18 protein-coding genes and 1 tRNA gene are annotated in these 21,945 nt (G+C 41.8%); 7 read left to right on the top strand and 12 right to left on the bottom strand.

What is annotated here, in order from left to right; all coding sequences use genetic code 11:
• A partial coding sequence (locus G1O98_RS15540) for a response regulator transcription factor (RefSeq protein WP_163929623.1) occupies positions 1 to 761 on the bottom strand: 761 nt, incomplete at its 3' end.
• 184 nt (positions 762 to 945) lie between these two features.
• Between G1O98_RS15540 and G1O98_RS15535 the strand changes: the two genes are divergently transcribed.
• Complete coding sequence (locus G1O98_RS15535; RefSeq protein WP_012411079.1) at positions 946 to 1,350, top strand: NIL domain-containing protein; 405 nt, start codon at positions 946 to 948, stop codon at positions 1,348 to 1,350.
• A gap of 24 nt (positions 1,351 to 1,374) precedes the next feature.
• On the opposite strand, the gene G1O98_RS15530 is transcribed toward G1O98_RS15535, so the two are convergent.
• Positions 1,375 to 2,442, bottom strand: coding sequence for a DUF3616 domain-containing protein (locus tag G1O98_RS15530; RefSeq protein ID WP_163929622.1), 1,068 nt, complete (start codon positions 2,440 to 2,442; stop codon positions 1,375 to 1,377).
• Positions 2,443 to 2,723: 281 nt separating this feature from the next.
• Here G1O98_RS15530 and G1O98_RS15525 point away from each other — a divergent pair, with 281 nt between their 5' ends.
• On the top strand, positions 2,724 to 3,707 hold the full coding sequence (locus G1O98_RS15525) for a CHAD domain-containing protein (protein WP_163929621.1): 984 nt from the start codon (positions 2,724 to 2,726) through the stop codon (positions 3,705 to 3,707).
• Positions 3,708 to 4,055: 348 nt separating this feature from the next.
• Here G1O98_RS15525 and G1O98_RS15520 read toward each other — a convergent pair whose 3' ends face one another.
• From G1O98_RS15520 to G1O98_RS15510, 3 genes are all read right to left on the bottom strand, one after another.
• Positions 4,056 to 7,367 (bottom strand): GAF domain-containing protein, encoded by a 3,312-nt coding sequence (locus G1O98_RS15520; RefSeq protein ID WP_163929620.1) that lies wholly within the window; start codon positions 7,365 to 7,367, stop codon positions 4,056 to 4,058.
• Positions 7,368 to 7,621: 254 nt separating this feature from the next.
• A complete protein-coding gene (locus G1O98_RS15515; RefSeq protein WP_012411082.1) occupies positions 7,622 to 8,809 on the bottom strand; it encodes a TRC40/GET3/ArsA family transport-energizing ATPase in 1,188 nt (395 codons plus the stop codon).
• Positions 8,810 to 9,350: 541 nt separating this feature from the next.
• Positions 9,351 to 10,181 (bottom strand): peptidoglycan-binding domain-containing protein, encoded by an 831-nt coding sequence (locus G1O98_RS15510; protein WP_163929619.1) that lies wholly within the window; start codon positions 10,179 to 10,181, stop codon positions 9,351 to 9,353.
• Positions 10,182 to 10,407: 226 nt separating this feature from the next.
• On the opposite strand from G1O98_RS15510, the gene G1O98_RS15505 reads away from it, so the two are divergent.
• The 3 genes from G1O98_RS15505 to G1O98_RS15495 all read left to right on the top strand — a co-directional run bounded on the left by G1O98_RS15505 (position 10,408) and on the right by G1O98_RS15495 (position 12,517).
• On the top strand, positions 10,408 to 10,611 hold the full coding sequence (locus G1O98_RS15505) for a hypothetical protein (RefSeq protein ID WP_163929618.1): 204 nt from the start codon (positions 10,408 to 10,410) through the stop codon (positions 10,609 to 10,611).
• Between the two features lie 90 nt (positions 10,612 to 10,701).
• A complete protein-coding gene (locus G1O98_RS15500; RefSeq protein WP_163929617.1) occupies positions 10,702 to 11,889 on the top strand; it encodes an anion transporter in 1,188 nt (395 codons plus the stop codon).
• Positions 11,890 to 11,971: 82 nt separating this feature from the next.
• Positions 11,972 to 12,517 carry an RNA 2'-phosphotransferase gene (locus G1O98_RS15495; RefSeq protein ID WP_163929616.1) on the top strand — a complete coding sequence of 182 codons (546 nt, stop codon included), beginning with the start codon at positions 11,972 to 11,974 and terminating at the stop codon, positions 12,515 to 12,517.
• 741 nt (positions 12,518 to 13,258) lie between these two features.
• Here G1O98_RS15495 and cobJ read toward each other — a convergent pair.
• The 4 genes from cobJ to G1O98_RS15475 all read right to left on the bottom strand — a co-directional run bounded on the left by cobJ (position 13,259) and on the right by G1O98_RS15475 (position 17,767).
• Positions 13,259 to 14,983, bottom strand: coding sequence for a precorrin-3B C(17)-methyltransferase (gene cobJ, locus G1O98_RS15490; RefSeq protein ID WP_163929615.1), 1,725 nt, complete (start codon positions 14,981 to 14,983; stop codon positions 13,259 to 13,261).
• A gap of 97 nt (positions 14,984 to 15,080) precedes the next feature.
• Complete coding sequence (locus tag G1O98_RS15485; RefSeq protein ID WP_163929614.1) at positions 15,081 to 15,662, bottom strand: NAD(P)H-dependent oxidoreductase; 582 nt, start codon at positions 15,660 to 15,662, stop codon at positions 15,081 to 15,083.
• 175 nt (positions 15,663 to 15,837) lie between these two features.
• Positions 15,838 to 16,227 carry a hypothetical protein gene (locus tag G1O98_RS15480; protein ID WP_012411090.1) on the bottom strand — a complete coding sequence of 130 codons (390 nt, stop codon included), beginning with the start codon at positions 16,225 to 16,227 and terminating at the stop codon, positions 15,838 to 15,840.
• Between the two features lie 40 nt (positions 16,228 to 16,267).
• On the bottom strand, positions 16,268 to 17,767 hold the full coding sequence (locus G1O98_RS15475; RefSeq protein WP_163929613.1) for an acyl--CoA ligase: 1,500 nt from the start codon (positions 17,765 to 17,767) through the stop codon (positions 16,268 to 16,270).
• Between the two features lie 236 nt (positions 17,768 to 18,003).
• On the opposite strand from G1O98_RS15475, the gene G1O98_RS15470 reads away from it, so the two are divergent.
• The gene (locus G1O98_RS15470; RefSeq protein ID WP_163929612.1) at positions 18,004 to 19,146 is read left to right on the top strand and encodes a BMP family ABC transporter substrate-binding protein; all 1,143 of its coding nucleotides are present in this window, start codon (positions 18,004 to 18,006) and stop codon (positions 19,144 to 19,146) included.
• A gap of 245 nt (positions 19,147 to 19,391) precedes the next feature.
• Complete coding sequence (locus G1O98_RS40720) at positions 19,392 to 19,526, top strand: hypothetical protein (protein WP_275941779.1); 135 nt, start codon at positions 19,392 to 19,394, stop codon at positions 19,524 to 19,526.
• Between the two features lie 510 nt (positions 19,527 to 20,036).
• On the opposite strand, the gene G1O98_RS15465 is transcribed toward G1O98_RS40720, so the two are convergent.
• The 3 genes from G1O98_RS15465 to G1O98_RS15455 all read right to left on the bottom strand — a co-directional run bounded on the left by G1O98_RS15465 (position 20,037) and on the right by G1O98_RS15455 (position 21,842).
• Positions 20,037 to 20,109, bottom strand: a tRNA-Phe gene (locus G1O98_RS15465).
• Positions 20,110 to 20,184: 75 nt separating this feature from the next.
• Entirely contained in the window at positions 20,185 to 21,054 is an 870-nt protein-coding gene (locus tag G1O98_RS15460; RefSeq protein ID WP_163929611.1) for a metal ABC transporter permease, read from the bottom strand.
• An 11-nt stretch (positions 21,055 to 21,065) separates the two neighbouring features.
• On the bottom strand, positions 21,066 to 21,842 hold the full coding sequence (locus tag G1O98_RS15455; RefSeq protein WP_163929610.1) for a metal ABC transporter ATP-binding protein: 777 nt from the start codon (positions 21,840 to 21,842) through the stop codon (positions 21,066 to 21,068).
• Positions 21,843 to 21,945: the final 103 nt, after the last annotated feature.

Below are 21,945 nucleotides of genomic sequence, written 5' to 3'. Positions count from 1 at the left end.
ACTGCCATTAGCGCTTGCTGCTGTGATTTGAGAGTTGGGGCTAGGGATTCTCCCTCTTCTAATTCCCCCTGGTTGTTCTGCTGCTCTTGTAGTGGTTTTAGACGATAGCCGATTCCATAAACTGTTTCAATTAAATTACTGGGCGCTCCTACAGCTTTGAGTTTCTGTCTTAACCCTTTGATATGAGTGCGAACAGCTTCTTCTTGGGGAGTATCTTCATAAGACCAAAGATGTTCTAAAATCATGCCACAGCTAAACACCCGACGACTATTTCGCAAGAATAGTTCTAACAGAGCAAACTCTTTTGGGGTAAGCGGGAGCAGATTTCCAGCATAAATCGCTTCACAGCTACTAGGGTCTAGCCGCAACTTCCCAGACTCCAGAACAGGTTGCGAGGTTACGGCTGGGCGACGTAACAGCGCCCTCACACGAGCAACTAACTCTTCTATATCAAAAGGTTTAACTAAATAATCGTCTGCACCTGCATCTAAGCCGATCGCTTTCTCATGACTACTATCGCGCCCTGTCATCAACAAGATCGGCATTTGCAGACCATTAGACCGGATTTTACGACAAAGACTAATGCCATCTAGCTTAGGCAAAACTACATCCAGGAGAATTAAATCATAATCGTAAGCTTGAATAAAATCCCAAGCAGCATCGCCATCAGTAGCAACTTCAACCGCATAGTTTTGGTTAGTCAAAAGGTTGGTCAGTGTACATGCATTTAACTCGTCATCTTCTACAACTAATATTTTCATGTTAAAAGCTTTCCAAGTTAAAATGGATACAACAAATAAAAACTAATAAACTTAAATTGGAAAAAAAATTATATTGCTTTTTAAATAATTAAACCATATCACTCCCTACTCCCTACATCGTCTAAATCTTTCGAGTTATAAAACTTCCAATACGTTACAACAGAAAAAACCCTCTGTTAAACCTGTGAAAAAACGAGTAACACTAACCTTCCCGAAACGCGCCGTGCAAATGCCAGTCACTTACGTACTGGCCAAAGAATTCAACGTCGCTGCTAATATTATCCGTGCCCAAGTTGCCCCAAATCAAATTGGCAAACTCGTAGTGGAACTAGCGGGAGATATCGATCAACTAGATGCCGCTATCGAGTGGATGCGATCGCGCCATGTTAACGTTTCTTATACTTTAGGCGAAATTGCGATCGATGAGGATGTCTGTGTCCATTGTGGCTTGTGTACCGGGGTTTGTCCTACCGAAGCTCTCACTCTCCACCCAGAGACATACAAACTGACATTCACGCGATCGCGTTGTATCGTCTGCGAACAATGTATCCCTACTTGTCCCGTACAAGCAATCTCCACTAACCTTTAACAATCCAAAAACCAAAATTCATCTTTATTCCATCTTAAACACATCCGCTATTACAGCACCATCACCCACCAGCCTACTTTTTGCTGGAGAGTCATAAACTACCAATAGCGAAGGTATACCAGCCACATCCTGAAACAGCGTCATTCCCTCAGCATGATCTTCCCGATTTCCAAATGGAATATCCTGGACAAAATCTGGATTGCTAAAGACATTTTCTCGCAGATTCACGCCATTTACCCAACGATAAATTTGTACGGGCCCATCTAAATCCATCGTTGGGCCCGCTAAAATCAACAAATCTTTGCCATCTACACATAAATCCCGAATTCCCAAACCATTCAACCAGACAAAATGCTTTTTATATAATTCCTTTGCTTCCCCAATTTGCCGCAGTTTCAGAATTCCAGCGCTAGAATCTTCTAATTCAATTTCCAGCACCATAGCCCAACCCCGCAATACAGGGCCACGCAAACCCAAAAAAATCCGGCTTTGATAAACGCCTATTCCTTCAATATCAAAGCCATTATCTTTTCCTGGAATTGATGCCTTGATAAACAAGCCTAAATGAGGGTCGTCTGCCAAAGCTGTCATCAGCAAATTACCCTGTTCCGTTACCTCTAGTTTAGCGGTATTCAACTGCATATCTGGATTTTGGGGATGCGGGTAAGATGAGAATAAGCTACCGTTTATTAGAGGAATCCGTCCTAAGACGTAACGGTTAGGTTCTGATTCAATTTTTGCTAGCCGTTTAAAGTTTTGTGCATCAGTCTTATCAGGTTTAGGCTTTTTACGTTTGTAGCTATGAGAACCAACAAACCATAGATAATTATCAGTGTAAGCAAGTCCCTCGATATCTATTTCTTGATTTTCTGGTGCAGGTAGGTTGATAAATTCTGCTACCCGAAATTGTTGATGGTCTGTAAATTTATCAGTATCAACTAAAGACAGACGCTCAATAGTTGAAGTTTCATCTGACCCTAACCATAAATACTTCTGATGTGTTAGCAACAATGCTGATAAATCTTCTCTATGTTCTTTAAAATTATCTATAAAAGTCAAGATAACTTGATTCAGTAAATGTGAGTTTGACATTCTAAATTATCCTGATGATTGCAAAAAGGTTAATCATGCTATCATAATAAATTATTCATGTAAAAAATTATTATCAGCTATCGTAAATATTAAATCGCAAAAGTGAATCGGCTTTTTAGACCTTTGGTAGATAATTTATCTTACTATTAATAGTATGCAACTATCAATAGTAATAAAAAGCGTAACAACTTCATTGAATAAAAAATATATTAAAACTAGATATAAATTTTTAACTAATGTTATTATGCAATAACCTCATGAGGTAGTAATTAAGCTCAATTATGAAATTAGCCACACAAACCACGGTAAAAACTCTAGGGGACTACGCCTACCAAGCGATTCAAAAACACTTTAAGAAAACCTTGAAGTGGGAAAAATCAGTAAAGAAAGATGAAGATCCAGAAGCGCTCCATCAAATGCGAGTAGGAATGCGTCGTTTACGCACGGCTGTAACTAGGTTTGGACTAGCAGTGGATCTACCAAAACCAATCAGCGATAAAAATATTGGTAAAATAGCCCGTCGTCTTGGTAATCTGCGAGATTTAGACGTACTCAAAGAAAGTTTGGAAAACAATTACAAACCAAACTTACCCCACAAAGAACAAGAATCTTTACAAACAGCTTTCAACGCTTTAGCTAAACAACGTGAAGATGTAGCATTAAGTGTACAGAAAACGTTAAAAGATGAATCTTATAAGTCTTTAAAAGAGGCATTAGATAAGTGGTTAGACAAACCAACTTATCAACCATTGGCATCTATTACTATCCAGCAAGTACTACCAGATTTACTTCTACCAGAAGTGAGTAACTTTTTACTACATCCAGGTTGGCTAGTTGGTACTCAACTTGTGGAAGCAGAGGTAAAAATTCAGAAGAACTGGGAACCAGAAAAGATAGAACAACAATTAACAACACAAGGCGAAATTCTGCATAGTTTGCGAAAAGAAGCTAAACGTATACGCTACCAGATGGAGCTATTTACAGACTTATATGGTGAGTCTTACGGAGCTTATATGACAGAAGTGAAAAATATCCAAGAAATTTTGGGTACGATGCAAGATAGTGCGGTCTTAACTGACTGGCTTGAAAAGGTATTTAAATCAGAAATTAAGACTGAGTTGCCTACCCTTGCTAGTTTGTTAACTGAAAATCGTTATCAGTCGTGGCAGCAGTGGCAACCCTTGCAAGAACGGTATTTAAAAGCTGAAACTAGGCATAGCTTTCATTTAACAATATTGCACCCACTTTCGGGAGTAATCAATTAAAAGTTGCTCTTTATTGGCAAGCATTAAAGAAGGCAGGAGGAAGAAAATATATTTTTTGCCCTCTGCTACTTTCTTTAGGCTGCCGTGTATACACAAGTCTGAAATAGCTGATTAACCAAGGTTTTACCCCACCCTAACCCTCCCCTTATAAAGGCTTGTGTGTACACCGAAACTCCTTTTAGGAGAGAGTGCATCCAAACGAGAAGCGCTATGAAGTGCTATATAAATGATTTTAAAAACCACATCTATCGTAAGAGTAATTGATAAATTGCCCCTACAGCTCATCAAAGAATAATTTCTTCTGCTTCCTTCACCTGCCTTCAGCTTTACTATGAAAGTTAATCTTCTCTAAGATTTGGTAATTTGGCTCACCGGAATTTCAATCCAAAATTCTGTACCTAACCCCGGCTGAGAATCACATTTAAACACACCACCGTGTTTATCTACGACAATTTGATAACTTATTGATAACCCCAAACCAGTGCCTTTTCCCACTGGTTTAGTAGTGAAAAATGGGTCACAGATTCTTGCCTTCAGAGCTTCGGGTATTCCTGAGCCATTGTCTGCAATGCGAATTACTACGCTCTTGATATTACCTTCAAGCTCTCCGATCGCAGTACGAATAGTAATTTGACCGCTATGAAGTTTTGATGAAGATTCCCTGTAATCTTCAAGAGCATCGATCGCATTGCTTAAAACATTCATAAATACTTGATTCAGTGGCCCGGCATAGCATTCTACTAAGGGAAGCTCACTGTATTCTTTGACTAATGTAATAGCCGGACTTTCTGGTTTTGCTTTCAAACGATGTTGCAAAATTAGCAAAGTGCTATCAATGCCCTCATGAATATCAACTGGCTTCATTTCTGCCTCATCAAGGCGAGAGAAATTCCGTAAACCCAAGACAATCTGACGGATGCGATCAACCCCAATTTTCATGGAAGATAGAGTTTTCGGCAAATCCTCAATGAGAAATTCTAAGTCGATCTCGAAGGTGCGATCGCGAATCTCAGGGCTGGGGTTAGGGGTATTTTGTAAATAGAGGTCTAGTATACTCAGTAAATCTTGGGCGTAATTGTTGACATGATTAATGTTGCCATAAATGAAGTTGACGGGGTTATTAATTTCGTGAGCAACACCAGCTACCAGTTGACCTAATGAGGACATTTTCTCAGTTTGGATCAGTTGGGTTTGAGTTTGCTTTAAATCATGCAGAGCTTGAGTCAGCTTTTCTGTCTGCTCTTTAGTTTGATTATGTAATTGGGCTTGTTTGAGTGCAACCCCAAGCTGATTGGCAATTTGAGTGATAAACTTAATTTCCGAGGCTTCCCAATGGCGGGGTGCAGAGTTCTGATAAGCTGCTAGCAAGCCCCATAGCTGCTGCCCAATAAATATAGGTGCGATCGCATAAGCCCTTGCTTGAATTTGCTCTAGAACTGAAATATGGCATTGAGAATGTCCAACTTGATAAATATCATCCACTGCAAAGGTTTCATTGTGACGATATCGGCCACCTTGGGTTTCCTGCAAATAGCTATCTTGCCAAACTGTCTTAGTATCATAACCTACTAGTTTTACCCAGCGATCGCTCACAAACTCGGCAATATATTCACCACTCCAATCAGGCTGAAATTGAAAGACTGCAACTCGATCCGCTTGTAGTGATTTACAGATTTCTTGGGTGGTTGTCTGAAAAATCGCATCTAGATCGAGAGATTCCCTAACTTTGGCGACAACTTCAAACAATACCCGTTGTTGTTCTGCTGCTTGTTGTAAATTTAACGTCTGTTGTCGTGTCTGAGTGAGTAATTCAGCTTGCTGGAGTGCTACACCCATTTGGGCCGCAATCTGACTGAGAAAGTTAACTTCAGAGGCTTTCCATTGTCGGGGGCCAGTATGTTGATAAGTTGCCAGCAAACCCCAAAGTTTTTGCCCAACAAAGATCGGAGCAAGCACAAAAGCGTGAATTTGAAACTGCTCTAGATTGTCGATATGACACTTAGCGAATCCCATCTTGTAGATGTCATCGACTGCAAATGTTTCATTCTTGCGGTAGCGTCCTCCCTCTGTATCTTGTAAGTAGGTGTCATTCCATACTGTATTAATACCTATCTCTGACTCATTCGACCAATATGGACTAGCAGCCTCGAAATCCCCGACAAATTCACCACCCCAATTAGAATCGAAACGATAAACAGAAACGCGATCAGCTTTGATTAATTGACAAACCTCTTTAGTAGTGGTTTGAAAAATAGTATCTGTGTCTAGAGATTCGCGAATCTCGGCAATAACTTTAAACACAGCCTGTTCTTGTTCAGCTGTCCGTTGTAACTCAACTGTGCGTCTTTTAACTTGTTTTTCTAAATTTTCATTGAAGACTTGTACTTGTTGCTGTAGTTCATACTGCTGAATAGCCGAAGCAAAGTGTTTACCGATGTCTCTAGCCAGTTCAATCTCTTCAACCGTCCATTTTTGAGCTTGTGCTTTTTTAGATTCGCGCCAAACCTCAAACGATCGCCGGGGGTATAGTTGCCTTTGATCGCTATCATACTGCCCTGCCCATAAAGTCTCTGTATCTACTTCATTGCGGAAAATGCTTAAGTAGCCCAGTAACTGCTGACGATACTGGAGTGGGATTGTCAATATGCCACGAATTTTAGTTGGTTGAAAAGCAACTTGTAAGCTTCGCAAGTCAGAGCTATTATATAAATCTGAAATTGCCCAAACATCGTATTTACCAAACTTATAGTGTTCTTGCCAGATACTATACTGCTCTATTAGTGGATATATAGTTTGTTCTGGCATCACAGGCTGCTGTCCACAGATAAAAAGCTTGATACAAGTATTTCCTGGTATTAAGCATTCTGTTAAGCTAGTAAGATTGCCGTTGTAGTAATCAAAAGCCTCATTTCTAATGCAAAGCCTGCCACCAACACCATTAAAGGCAGCAACAGCCGCTTCTAAGGCTGGTTGTAATACAATTGTCGGTAGTGAATGTAGCAGCGTAGCAATGCGGTTAATGATAGTTTCCCGTTCGGCTGTTTTGCGGACTTGAGTGAGCAGCGTACTTTGAGCGATCGCTACAGAGAGTTGTTCTACCACCATCTGCACTGCTTCTAGTTCATATTCTGAAATCAAACGCGCTTCAGAATTATGAGAAACCAGTAGCCCCCAGAGTTGATCTTGATAGAGAATAGGCGCTACTACAGAGGATTTTACCCCCATTGCCGTCAAATATTCAATATGGCAGGAGTCTACAGAGCGGTAACGGATCTCCTCTGAGACAGTTTCTCCATTATCCAAGTCACGTAGGTGAATTTGACCAATTTCTTGAGTATCAACATTTACAACAGAACGCACCCGTAATTTGAGAAATAGCTCACGGGCGCTGAGTGGAATATCGTCTGCTGGGAAATTCAGCCCCAGTAATGACGGTAAACGATTATTGTAAATTGACTCAGCAATGACCTGACCGCTACCATCGGCATGAAATTTGTAAATCATCACTCGGTCAGTTTTTAATAGCGATCGCACCTCTGCCGTTGTGACTGTGATAATTTCTTCTAACTCTAAGCTTCGTCGGATACGGTTTGTAATCCGGCGTAGTAAACTTTCTTCCTGGCTATATAAAGGCAAATTTTGTTCAGGATTGGAGGTCATTGCTTATAGAAAAATCAATTAGTAGTTTGCAAAATTAAATTAGTAATTCTAACAACATTGTGAAATTTATTTCGTCAATTTGTCTTCAGTAAAACTACGGTCTAGTTACTAGTGAAAATATTATTTACCTTATATAAAATTCATCAAAAAATCATAAAAACAGACGCTAAAAAATTGCGTCTGTACTAGCTATTAAGATAGAGTTCTTGCTTGTTAGTTTTAACTTTTTGTTGACAGAGAAACATTCAACAAAATTAAACTCTGGTGTTGTCTGCAAAGCGGATTTTTAGATAGTCATCTTCCATCTTTGCCCCTCCTGGTTGTAGTGCTGCTAAGGCTTGTGGCAAAACTAAGTTACGACGATGGTTGCCAATAGTAATATTTAATTCGTCTCCGGTTTTACTTAGTTGAACTTGGTCTTTAGGAATACCAGGTAGATAAATTTCTAAGCTGTATTGATTTTCCTCTTGCACGACTCTAAGAGTAGTTTCTTTGTAATAAACCTGAGTCGGATCTTCATCTTTATAAAGAGTTTCCTTGAGGCGTTCCAATGCAGCTAATCCACACATTTCTTCAGAAAATAGGGGAACTTCTTTCACAGGTAGAGGGTGGAAATTATCATGAATTTCCTGGCGATATTGTTCCTGACTTTCCTTCCAACGTTGGAAAAAGGGATCTTGGACAACGCTTGGAATAATCCGATTAGCCACTACTAAATCTGTTGCAACATTATACAAACTCAGATAAGCATGGGCACGCAGAGACTCTTTAATCACCATCTTTTCAGGATTGGTGACTAGACGTACTGAGGTTTGGGTATTGTCTGTTAATACTTTTTCTAGAGCTTCAATTTGTTCATAAAACTCATAAGGTGCATCCATCACCTCTTTATCGGGTAGCGAAAAACCAGCAATTGGTCTAAAAAATGGTTCAACCAGAGGGCGAAGTGCTACTGAGATGTTTTGAAATGGTTTGTAAAAACGGCGCATATACCAACCACCGACTTCAGGTAGACTCAGTAAGCGCAGTGCAGTGCCAGTGGGGGCTGAGTCGATAATTAATACATCAAACTCACCTTCATCGTAATGGCGTTTCATCCTTACCAAGCCAAAAATCTCATCCATCCCTGGCAAAATCGCCAATTCTTCCGCCTGTACGCCGTCTAAACCCCTCGCCTGTAAAACTTGGGTAATGTAACGTTTTACAGCACCCCAGTTTCCCTCTAGTTCTTGCAGCGCATCCAGTTCTGCACCCCACAGATTTGGGCGAATTTTTTGGGGTGCATGTCCTAGTTCTATGTCAAAACTATCAGCTAGGGAATGAGCCGGATCTGTACTTAAAACCAATGTCTGATAGCCTAGTTCTGCACAACGGAGTCCAGTTGCAGCAGCGACGGAAGTTTTGCCCACGCCGCCTTTACCAGTCATTAAAATTACACGCATAGATGCTTCTATCCTGCCTGAGAATTTTTTACATTTATTTACATTATCGACTGTTTAAGGAAAATAAATGTTGTCTCTAGGCATGAACAGCATCTAAATCTAGGGCGCGATCGCGGCAAAAGCCTTGCGCCCCCTAGAGTATAGTCTATTGAGCTGAAAATCGCTGTAATTCTCAGCCAGTTTCGTTTTTAGAACTGCGATCGCAAATATCCACATCCATTTGAGAGGATGTTTGAAAAGTCATTTTGTCGGTATCAAAAGTTCTAGATTCTCCTAAGTATTCCCTAAAAAATGTGGGTTAGGGGGGATCTCAAAGTGCCTAAAGTCACAGCAAAACACTTTTCAAACAACCTCTTAGTCTCACCACAAAAGCTACTAAGCTGTTATGCAAATAAGATTGCACATCAACTGGTGAGGTTGTCCTTTGTCCTTGGTAAACACAAATGACTAATGACTAATGACGGTCTACACGGAAAATATTGCAATATGTAGGCGCGTTAGCTTAGAGGCTTTGGAAATTCTCCAAGAGCGATCGCTTTGCTTACTTTTTATTCCAGAGGCTTAAAAATGCTTGAGAGATAGCTGGGGTAATCTGACTTTGTAAGTGATTTAGTGCATCACGATGGTTTGGATTGTTGTCGTCATAATAAATAAACAAATTTGTCAGCTTGACAATCTCAGGATTTTGGTCGTTTGTCCCTCTCCATTTGTTAGTAACTTTGTGTAAAACGTCCTTGGGTAGGTTTTGTTGTAAGTTATTTAACGCTGCGATGTAAGAAGGATTTTGAGGATTCTTTTTGAATTGGAAGCACAAATCTATCAGCTTGAGTTGTGATTGTGGCGGGGTTGGAGGCTTATCTGTCAGGTTAGGCTGCTGTAGAATTTGACGCTGTTCAAAAGTGGCAATGCCATTTTCAGTTAAACCCTGAGATTTCTGAAATTTCTTGACTGCTGTATAAGTGGCTGGCCCATAAAAAGGCTTGTCTGGAGGAATTTCGGCAGGGGTTGCAAAACCGTGAAACTTCAATCTATTTTGAAGCCCTTTGACTGTCTCTTCCATTACAGTTCGAGTTTCAGCATCAGCGTTACCATTTACCACAAGTTTTTTTGAGTACTGCTTCTGAAACTTTTTAATCGCTTCTTCAGTAAGATCGTCTGTCAATGAGTTGTTGTTGCGCTTCCAGGGAGCGAATTTAGTGAGATCCGGCTTCGGATCAATCTCAGGTGCTAAATATCCCAGCCCGATCAAGATATGACGGATGACTTCAGGGCTACTAATGGCCATGCTCTTCGATTCCTTTGCTACTAAACTACCATTTAATGTATCTGGTTTTACAAAAATTAAGTAAGTAGAGATAAATAAATCTAACATATCTTATTTGCAGGGCGTTCCAAAAGTTAAGCGATGTGTCACACCAAGTTGCTTTTCTAGAAGAGGTTCGGCGTAAGTAACTAAACACCTGGAAAAAGAAAAGTGGTTTTAAGTCTTGGTGAGTGATCGCGATCGCTTATTCTCAACTATTGATGATGATACTACGTGCTAAGGGCATACATCTTAAGTCAATACGGTTCGGTTGAAGGGGAAAGGGACTCATGTTTTGAATACATCCTTTCCCCTTTACCCAGACTACAAGGAAAGTGAAAAATGCTTATCCGAACCGTATTGCATCTTAAAGTTACACACTCCTACACTTCGCACTCGTTCTGTAACGCATAAACGAAGCGTGAAAACACTTGATTGGTTGAATGTATTTTTAGCAGATATTCACGATCTATGGCTGCGATCGCAACTCTTGCCTTAATTTTCTTCTGGTTTTTCATGCGCGAAACTAAATCTACAGCCTATCCGGTAAGCTCTAAATCGGGGCTTGCTACGTTTAGGGAATAGAGCAATGGTAGTTTTGCGATATCTCGTGATTATTATCACCTACATCGGGCTAGGATTAGGATACTTGCCCGGGCTGCGGATGAATCGGGCGACGATCGCCATTGTTGGTGCTGCCTTCTTAATGGCATTGGGAGTTCTAGATTTGCCTGCGGCGTGGGGTGCGATCGACTACAAAACACTAATTTTTCTATTTGGCATGATGGTAATCAGCGCCAATCTCGCCGCCTCTGGTTTTTTTCAGCTTGCCCTTGATTACACAATCCGCCGCATCCACAGCCCATTTGGGTTACTGGTGGTGTTAACTTTTGGCAGTGGCATCCTCTCAGCACTTTTTCTCAATGATACGATTGCTCTAATTTTGACACCTTTAGTAGTTGGTATTACCCAGTTACTCAAGCTTAAACCTATTCCCTATTTGCTGGCGCTAGCAGGTGCAACTAATCTCGGTTCTGTTGCCACCTTGAGCGGTAATCCCCAAAATATCTTGATCGGTTCCTTTTCTGGCATTAGTTATCTAGATTTTGCGAAAGCCTTAACACCACTTGCGTTGATTTGTTTGACGATTCAGGTAGGCTTATTGTGGTGGTTATATCCAGAGGTGCGATCGCTTCGTCCTTACTTAAAAGTAAAACCTCCGCGTTATCACATCTTCAAGCCACTGTTAATTAAAAGTCTATTGATTACCACCGGATTACTAGTAGCATTTTTAATCGGAATTCCTACTGCTGAAGTTACCTTAATTGCCGCCGCACTATTACTGGTGACGCGCCGCCTCAAGCCTGAGCGAATTTTACAAAAGGTAGACTGGGATTTGCTATTAATGTTTTGTGGACTGTTCATCCTTACCGAAGGTGTACAAAAACTTGGTTCTTTAGAATGGCTTTCTCGTTTTGTTGACAATCCCTTGAGCATTTTAGGGATAACAGCTTTGCTATCAAATTTAGTGTCGAATGTACCGGCTGTACTGCTACTACATCACCTAATTCCCCATCCCGACACCCGCACTTGGCTACTACTAGCGGCGGCTTCAACACTAGCAGGAAATCTCACCCTACTGGGTTCGGTGGCAAACTTGATTGTGGCGGAGGCTGTTGCCAAACAGGGATATCGACTCACTTTTGGGGAACATTTGCGATTTGGATTACCGCTAACTGCTATCACCTTGATGCTTACCTATTTCTGGATTGCTTAAAATTTTTGTAAAATCATCAATGAAAATCGTAATGTAACATATAAATATATGCCTGTAGTATAAGTTTATCAATTATAAGCAAATGAGTGATTCTCGCCTCGTCAAAATCAGCAAATATCTCAGCAAACATCTGCGACATGCACCGGATGCAATTGGGATTAAACTTGCTCCTGGTGGTTGGGTTGCTGTTGATGAATTAATTACCGCTTGTGCTAAAAACAAGTTTTCGATTACCCGTCAAGAATTAGAGGCGGTAGTAGAATCTAGCGAAAAACAACGTTTTTCTTTTGACTCAACAGGTACTCTGATTCGGGCTAACCAAGGACATAGTGTAGAAGTCGATTTACAATTAGAACCTGCTGTTCCCCCAGATGAGCTTTATCATGGCACGGGACACAAATCTGTAGATTCAATTATGGAAACAGGACTTTGCAAAATGTCACGGCATCATGTCCATTTATCAAAGGATATTGCAACAGCACAAACTGTTGGTGCAAGACATGGAAAACCAGTGGTTTTTGCTATATCTGCTGCCACAATGCATCAGGCAGGTTACATCTTCTATTGTTCTGATAATGGTGTTTGGTTAGTGGATCGTGTACCACCTGAGTATCTCCAAAAAATTTGAATTTTCATCGGTTGTTAAAAGTGATTTAAAAAGAAACACTTGTAGAGACCGCGATTTATCGCGTCTCGAAACCCCAAACTTTTGCCAGTAGCCCTTAAATGAACCATATTGGGTTATAAAGATAGCAATCACTTATGTATAGATACAAAAAAGTCCGCTTTCGCGGACTTAAATAAGGGCTTCTGTCACTTTTTCGGCTACAATCATGTATGAATCATGATGCTTTTATTGTTAATTATCGACCAAAAAAAATCAAGATATTTCAGCTAAGATAATGGACATATTTACTGGAATTATATCTTTTTACAAATACTCAAACTGATTAAATTTTAATTGTATAAAATAACTTTTATTATTATTTTATTTTCATAAAAAACGAATTCATAATAACACGAATTGACTTAATTCCAAAAGTATATTTGGACAAAATCCAGATATATATGTCTTTTGAAAGTTCAATATTTACATGGCTTTTAGATTAAAAATGTAAAGGTGGTCAGGTATAACAGCCCCAGGAATGAATTCCCAGTCCTGGGGTTTTATTATGCGATCGCATAGAAAAATGGATTTAATATCATGTCCGGCTAATTAGTTATAATTTCCGCATCTGTGCAAAAACCTGAAAACCCTTTCTCCTCCTGCCCCCTGCCCCCTTGCAGTCTTAATGATAAGTCTTTAACCGAACATGATATAACCCCAACAAAGGAGAAGTTTCCCTTGTTTTTACAGCGCTTATCATGCTTATTCTTCCGTATAGCGGCGCGGCGTATAAACCCAGAAATTACCATCACTGCGTTTGATGGTTCGGGTTTTTGTGGAACCAACGAGAATAATTGTTCGCATATCAGCGCTTGCTGGTGCTAACTGCTCAAGTGCGATCGCTTTCACCGTCTGTCCTGGTCTGCCGAGATTCCGCGCCAATACTACTGGGGTATCCGGTGTTCTATGTCGCAGCAAAATATTTCTCGCTTCTGCCAGTTGCCAAGTACGTTCTTTGGAAACAGGATTGTAAAAAGCGATTACGAAATCAGCCTCGGCAGCAGCAGTAATTCGTTGTTCGATAGCAGACCAAGGCTTCAAGATATCAGAGAGGGAAATAGCACAGAAGTCATGTCCAAGGGGCGCACCAATGGCTGCTGCTGCTGCCTGCATAGCTGAAATACCTGGTGCTACATGAATATCGATAGTGTCCCATTCGGGTTTGGCATAGCGATCGCACACTTCAAAAACTGCTGTTGCCATTGCATAGATACCAGGGTCGCCAGATGAAACCACAGCGACATATCGCCCAGATGCAGCCAAATCAAGGGCCATTTTTGCCCGTGCTTCTTCTTCACGGTTGTCAGACTCATGCCGTTGCTTGCCATCAGCCAGAGAACCGATTAAATCTAAATAAGTTTTATAACCTACGAGGTCAGTTGCCGACTTGAGTATCTCCTTCACTTCTGGAGACATCCATTGCGATCCACCAGGCCCCGTGCCAATAATCGCTAACCTTCCACGTGGCTGACCGATAGTGTTGAGGTCAATTGGTTGGGGGGCAATTGTGATCGCAACATCAGGAGATGAGGAAGATAATGGAGATGTGCCTGTGGCGGCGATCGCAGCTGCTTGGGCAGGGCTATAACCTTGTGATAACAGACTTTCTAGCTGATTTGGGTTAAAAAAGCGGGCAGGTACTCCCAAGGCGCTAGCTACAGCATTAACTGCGGGATTGGCGGCGGTGATGGGTGCAAATATCCCGGCGACTGATGTTTTTTCTAGTTTGGTATCAACTAGTAGCTGCTCTACTAAAGCGACTGCATCATCAATGATGCCATTAATTGCGATCGCTACAGTTTTTGGGTGATAGACAAGACAGTTGGCTGTAGGAGTTACCAAACGTTCCGTAACTTGGATGGTCAAATCTCCATTGGGATTTATGGGTAATTTACTATCGCTCAACCAAGGTGCTATGCCTTCTAGTCTGACTTCTGCCCCAGCTAGCACATCTGAAATAAATTTCTTAGCATCGTCTGGGTTTGCTAAACGGTATCCGTTGGGAGGAGACAAAAGCGTTGTACCCAAACGTAAATCACCTGTAGTTGTAATTGCAGGTTTAACATCAAGCGCTTCGGCAATGCGGCGGGCCAAATCGTTTACCCCACCAAGTCCACCCAAGAGGGGAACAACAGCACTACCATCTTCAGCCACAGCTAACACAGGTGGTTCCTGCTGTTTATCCGAGAGTATGGGAGCTAGCGTCCTAATTAAAATTCCGGCGGCACAAATGCCAATTAGCGGCGTTCCCTGAGCAAATAACTCGCGTAACGTGTCGCCAAAATTAGTAAAGCTGACATCCACTCCCGATGTGCGACCCGCTAGACCGTATAGCGTCGCTCCTGGTAGAACGCTGATTATTTTGCGTGCTACTGTCACGCTATTTTGACCTAGTACTACAATGGCGGGTGCAACGTTCATGATCATAAGTAGATATCTTGCAAAATTCGATATCCTTCAAATGAAACCACAGATTTAGTCATGAAAAAATCATAACTGTCGTTTAATACTTATCCCGACTTGATTAGAACGGGTTTCCTTTTGCAAATCTTTGTCGTTGCAATGCTTCTTCGTACCACTCTAATTCATCCAAAAATTGACCGACTCTCTTCGTCAAAGCGATCGCCTGTGAAGTACCTGCTTCATCCAGAGATTCCCCAATTTTGGAGATGGCAAAAATACTTGAAATCGTAGTCATTCCCATCTCTGACAGAAAAGAACGTAACTGTATGGCTGCCCGTACTCCTCCAAAGCCACCAGCTGAGTAAGAAACAATACCAGCCGGGCGGAAAAAGTATTCTTCTAAATAGTGATCCATCAGGTTGCTCAACCCTGGCTGAATGGAATGGTTATACTCTCCCGCAACAACTACAAAACCGTCTGCTGTTCGGATATGTTCTGCCAGTTCTTCCATCTTTGCAGGAGCATGACCTGTATCATACTCCTTATACATCCGGTCTAAAATGCCAAAGTCATACTCCTTTGCATCGACAAAAATCACCTCATGGTTTCTTTGCTCAAGCTGATTAATTATGAATCTGGCAGCTTTGATGCCCTGGCGATCGCTCCTGTAGGAACCATAGAAGACTACTGTTTTAAAGCTCATGATCAATAATTTTTAACAATGTCTAGCCACAAGTTGAATTTACCATCTACTTACAGCGTCAGATTGCAACAAGCTGATGTGTGTTTAGACATTTGGGTAATTAGGGCTACGCCTACGCATTTCCTGAAATTAAAAAATGCGTAGGCGTAGCCCGTCGTAGACATCGCTTCTTATTTCAATTAGCTTTACGCTCTTTAAGGACTTGATCTAGCAAATTTCTTGCAGGTTGGGCTTTAGCCAACGCTATTTGATGGTCATTATAAGCCCGCACAAGGCGAGAAAGACTGCTCACACCTGACTTGAGTTGCTCAAGTTCTTCACCAGCAACTAATTCGCCATCAAGCATCCGCCCAATTAACGGTTTGATGTCGCCTACTTCCTGCCGAACTTTTTGGAGCTTTTCTAGACTACTCAGCAAGGTTTTGAGTGAGTTCAAGATGTCGTCAATATCCTGCACATCCTCTACTTGTTCCGGCAAATCTTCAACTTTGACTGTATCTTCATCTGAGATTGTAGGCAATTCCTGTGCAGACATTTCAGTTTGAACCCCGTTTGACCGTGCCATTGACGCTTCCTCAAGGAATTTTCCTTAGTGTATCGCTGATTTAGCCTATGTTAAGCAATTTCGCCATAGCTAACCGTTGCAGTTTCCCCGTAGCACCACGAGGTAGTTGTTCCAAAATGTGAATTTGTTTCGGAACTTTGAAGTCTGCCAACATAGTTGAACAGTGAGCTAAAAGTTCTTTTTCGCCAACTTCTCCCTTGAGGACAACAGCAGCGTGGATATCTTCACCTAAAGATTTGTGGGGGACAGCAAAAGCTAAGGCTTCGGCGACGGCGGGATGGCGAAGCAAAACATCATCCACTTCTAAGGGAGAAATTTTTTCCCCACCCCGATTAATCAATTCTTTAATGCGTCCAGTTAAGCGGAGATAGCCGTCTGCATCCACAGTACCCTGATCTCCTGTACGGAACCAACCGTTTACAAAAGCTGTGGCGTTCGCTTCTGGGTTGTTTTCGTAACCATCAATGACATTAGGCGCTTTTACCACCACCTCGCCCAAGCTTCCCTGAGATAATAGGTTGCCTTCGGAGTCCATAATGCCGACATCCACACCAAAGCCATAACCTACACTACCTGGTTTCCGCACTTTTGGCGGTAAGGGATTGGTGGTCATTAAATGGGATGCTTCAGTCATGCTGTAAGATTCCACCACAGGAGCATTGAGAGTTGCCTCCAACTGTTCAATAATAATCGGGGGCAAGGAGGCGCTACTAGAGCGAATGAAACGAAAGGGGTTAGCTTTGACAATTTCTGTGTTACGGCTAGCGCGGGCCAAAATTGTCTGGTGCATGGTTGGCGCTGCGGAGTACCAAGTAGGTTTGTAGGTATCTACTAGTTTCCAAAACTCTAAGGCATTAAAACCATTAGGGCAAATTAGTGTGCCGCCTGATGCTAAAGTTGACAGCAAACAACCTACCAATCCGTGAACATGGAACAGGGGCATTAAGCAAAGTGTAGTATCAGATGCTGTGAGTGAGTAAGCACCAATGATGTTGTTGGCTGAGGCGATTAAGTTGCGATGACGAATCGGCACACGTTTCGGACGGCTGGTAGTACCGCTAGTGTGGAGAATCATAGCCAGATCGTCGGCGTTGGGCGCTGCGGGATTTGATGATTCAATTGGTTTTGAGCCTGTTTTGACTAATTCAAAGCTCAATGTACCGTCAGTATTTACCTTGGCATTAATCACCATCATATTGGGTGTGACGGCGGCGATCGCTGCTTCTGGTTCATCAGACAAGGTAATCAGTGCATTTGCCTGAGTATCTTCGTAGTAGTAGGCAAATTCGTCTTGTTTGTATTTGGGATTTAAGGGTGCAGCAGTACCACACAGGGCGGCAGCCAAAAAGGTAATAGCCATTGGTGAACCGTTAGTCATGGCAATGGCTATGCGTTCTCCCTGTGTCAATCCAAAGCTGTTGAGTTGGGATACGAGTTCAACAATATTCTCGCGTAATTGCTTATAAGTCAGCGATCGCCCCCCAGGTGTAACCAGGGCTGAATGATTATCTTCCCCTGCTAAAAGCTCAAATAAGTTCATTAAAAACCTCCAGATTAGTAAAGTTGGGCATTAGACATAGGTTATTAATGCTTCTCGCTCATTTCCTTTTTTTCATTAAAAAGTATTGTGCTTTTGTATAATATCAACCATTATTTGATTTCTTTTGGTAGTAAGTTAACGGCAAAAAACAAGAGCTAAAATTAAGTCAAGAGTGTATCTGTCGTTACTAGAAATCAGAAAAATATTTTTCAGCAACTAAACCCCATCAATAAAATATGGATCGTCGGAATTTTCTAAAGTATGTCACTTTAGCAGGATCTAGTTTTGCTTTAACGAGTTGTGTTCAAGGCAAAAATTCCAAATTGCTGGGTGAGATGTCTCCCTCAGCGTCGCCTGTAGCGGTAAATGAACCTCTCAAGGTGGGATTTGTTTATGTGGGGCCTGTGGGTAATTTTGGTTGGACTTATGCCCATGATTTAGGTCGCAGAGATATGGAAGCCAATCTTAACGATAAGGTAAAAACTACCTTTGTCGAAAATGTCAATGAAGGTGCTGACGCTGAAAAGATAATTCGCCAACTAGCATTAGATGGTAACAAGTTGATTTTTACCACTTCTTTTGGGTATATGAACCCAACAATTAAAGTCGCTAAAGAATTTGGTGATGTTATTTTTGAACACTGTGCAGGATACAAACGTGCTGCCAATGTCGGCACTTATCTAGGACGTTTTGAAGAACCACGTTACTTAACCGGTATGATTGCTGGCAAAATGACAAAATCAAATGTAGTTGGTTTTATTGGCGCATACCCAATTCCAGAGGTGATTCGGGGAATTAGTGCATTTACACAAGGAATGCGTTTAACAAATCCCCAAGCAAAAGTTAAGGTACTTTGGGTACAAAGTTGGTACGATCCAGCTAAAGAAAGAGAAGCAGCTATTGCTTTGGTCAATTCCGGTGCAGATGTACTGACGCAGCATACCGACTCTGGCGCTGTTATCCAATTAGCTGAGGAAAAAGGTATTTATGTTTTTGGCTACAACAGTGATATGAGCAAGTTTGCTCAAAAAGCCCACCTGACATCAATTATTAACAAATGGGGCAAGTTCTATACAGATAAAGCCTTAGCTGTAATGAGTAATACTTGGAAATCTCAAAACGTTTGGGATGGCATTGGTCAAGGAATAGTGGATATTTCGCCGATGAATCAGGCGATTCCGGTAGAGGTACAACAACTAGTGAATGCGAAGCGCGATGAGTTTATTCAGGGTACTGCACATCCTTTTGATGGCCCGGTGAAAGACCAAAAAGGGGTGGTGCGAGTCCCAAATGGTAAGGTGTTGGAAGATCGAGGACAATTGGCGATGGATTGGTATGTTGAGGGAGTTGAAGGGTCAATTCCCCAGAGGAAACTATAGTAAGCAATTTTAGCGTTAGCGTATAACTTAGCGTCTTATAGAGAAACGGCAATTATAGGAGAAGTTCAGATACTACCCTACGAATTATCTATGATCCATGCGATCGCAAACCGCTATAGAGAGTTAAGAGTAAAAAGTTAGGAGTTGGGAGTTATTCTTTTCATCTCACTTATCCCCCCCTTTCAAGGGCAGGTTTTTAGAAAAGGGTAGAAGATAGAATAAAACATCGTGACATAAAGCAGGTCATGAACGAGTATTCAGGTTTAAACAGCTGGATAGCGATCGTTAGCGCAAAGCTACCACATTTAAGTCAGCCACAGGCGAAGGTACTGGCAATGTGGAGTAATGGATCTGGGAATGATGCTTTTCCCCAGGTCTAACAACAGTAGCAGTATTTTTAGCAGAACTACTGGGTGAGAAAGAAAATACAGTCCGGCAAAGATTGAGGGAATGGTATCGAGACGCAGGTGATAAAAAAGGTAGTCATCGGCAAGAAATCGATGTGAAAAAGTGCTTTGCACCAATGCTTTGTTAACAATCATCGCTGTTGAGAACGGAGGACGACAATAGACTAGGGGTATGCGAGGGCGGGGGAACCACCCAGTAATGCTACGACTGTTGTCACTGCTGCAAACAAATACATACAACCTTGCACGGTTCTACGGCGTAGCGTTACTCTCTTCCTCACCATCGTCATTGTCCGTTAACAGTGTGTACGTTTACCGTCAGGGTAGGGATAGCGAGAATCCCTACCCTTTTTTCTGTCTTGCCGTCAACGGTAGAGATAACGCGTGTTACCGCTACTAATGCTACCAACGATTTATTTATGTTGGATGCAAGTCTACTGCGAGTGGAAGCAGGATGCCAGAGGTGTTTTTGTCTGTAAGTGATGCCAGGAACCGGACTTGAACCGGTGACACGAGGATTTTCAGTCCTCTGCTCTACCAACTGAGCTATCCCGGCTGGGGCTTTTGTGAGCCACGATTAATCAATGTAGCAAACATCCCAAAATATAGCAAGCCCTTGGAGAAAAAAGATTTATGCAGCTTTCAAATTCAACTTAAACCAGATGAAAACGGCTATAAATAGCAGGAATTGTACAAGAACAATACTTGGGCCAGAAGCAAGGTTGAAAATACCAGAGACAATGATGCCAGCAATGCTGCTGATGGAACCAACTATTACCGATATGACTAAAAAGCGGCTAAAGTGGTGACTCATCAATTTGGCAGTAGAGGCGGGAATAACCAAAAAAGCGTTCACTAGTAAAACGCCGACAGCTTTAATCGCTACGGCAACGGCGAGTGAAAGCAAAACCACAAATACATAGCGGTACAATTGGACGGGAATGCCTTGGACTTGTGCTACATCAGGGTTAAGGGTCAATAAAATTTGCTGTCGCAAGGTTGATAGTAAAAATATGCTACCTCCTACAAGTACTAACAGCGTCAAAATCAAATCTGTGGTATCGATCGCTAGAATATCCCCGAACAGCACAGCTATCAAGTTGCCGCGATATCCTTTAATCAAGCTAGTGAGAATCACACCGATCGCTAATGCCCCAGATAGCACTATGCTAAGGACACTATCGCTACCTAAATCGGTTTTGTCGATGAAATAGAGGACAATAACGCCGAAAACCAAGGTAAAAGGTAACAGCATCCAAGTCGGATTTATTTGGAGTAGTACACCTAATGCCACACCTACTAATGCTGCATGACCAACGGCGTGGCTGAAAAAGGACAACTGGCGCAAGGTGACAAAACTACCCAACATCCCGCCAAGTATTCCCATTAACACAGCACCGACGATCGCACGCTGCATGAAGGGGAATGTTAACAAGCTTACCAAGTCATTACTACTGGCGATCGCAAGCCAAGCTATCTGACAATCATTGAAGAAATCCATATTTATAAGCTTTAATGTTGGTGCTGGTAACGGCTGAAACCTGGGCCGTATGTTGCTAACAGGTTTTGCGGTGAAAGGGCAATTTCCGGTTGACCAGTACAAACAATGCTTTGGTTCAGGCAAAGCACGCGATCGCAATGGCGATTTACCATATCAATATCATGGGAAACTTGTAATACCGTCCAACCCTCCTCTCGCTTTAATTCATTTAGCAAAGCGTAAAAATCTGCTGAACCTTGCACATCAACACCAGCAAAGGCTTCATCGAGTACCAACAGTTTCCGAGGCATTACCAAACAATAAGCTAATAAAACCCGCTTGAGTTGACCACCACTAAGAGTACCAATAGCTTGATGCTGTAAATGATAAGCATCGGTTCGCCGTAAAGCTTCTACTACTGCTGCCGATTTTTCTCTATCTTGTTTCCACAGCTTGGAGAAAAATAAATCTCCCTTTTTTCTTTCCTTTGCCCATCCCAGTCCCACCAATTCGCTAACAGAAATAGGAAAGCTGCGGTCAAAGATGAAATTTTGCGGCATATAGCCCAATAAATGACGCAAACGCCCCAACCTTGCAATTGGGCGACCGAAAATTTCAATCGTACCAGCACTTCGAGGTATCAAATCTAAAACCGCTTTTACTAAGGTACTTTTACCAGCACCATTGGGGCCAACAATAGCTGTATCTGTTCCTGGCAACAATTCAAAAGAAACATCTCGAACAGCTAAATAACTACCTTGATAGACAGTTAATCCTTCTACTTTTAAAATAGCAATATCATTAGTCATTGGTTCTTAGTCATTAGTCATTAGTCATTAGTCATTGGTCATTAGTCATTAGTCATTGGTCATTAGTTTTTACAAAGGACAGATGACAAAGGACAAATGACAA

This window comes from Nostoc sp. UIC 10630 (assembly GCF_010747425.1).
In the GTDB taxonomy this organism is placed as follows: Bacteria; Cyanobacteriota; Cyanobacteriia; order Cyanobacteriales; family Nostocaceae; genus Nostoc.
This window is presented reverse-complemented; position numbering and strand designations above follow the sequence as displayed.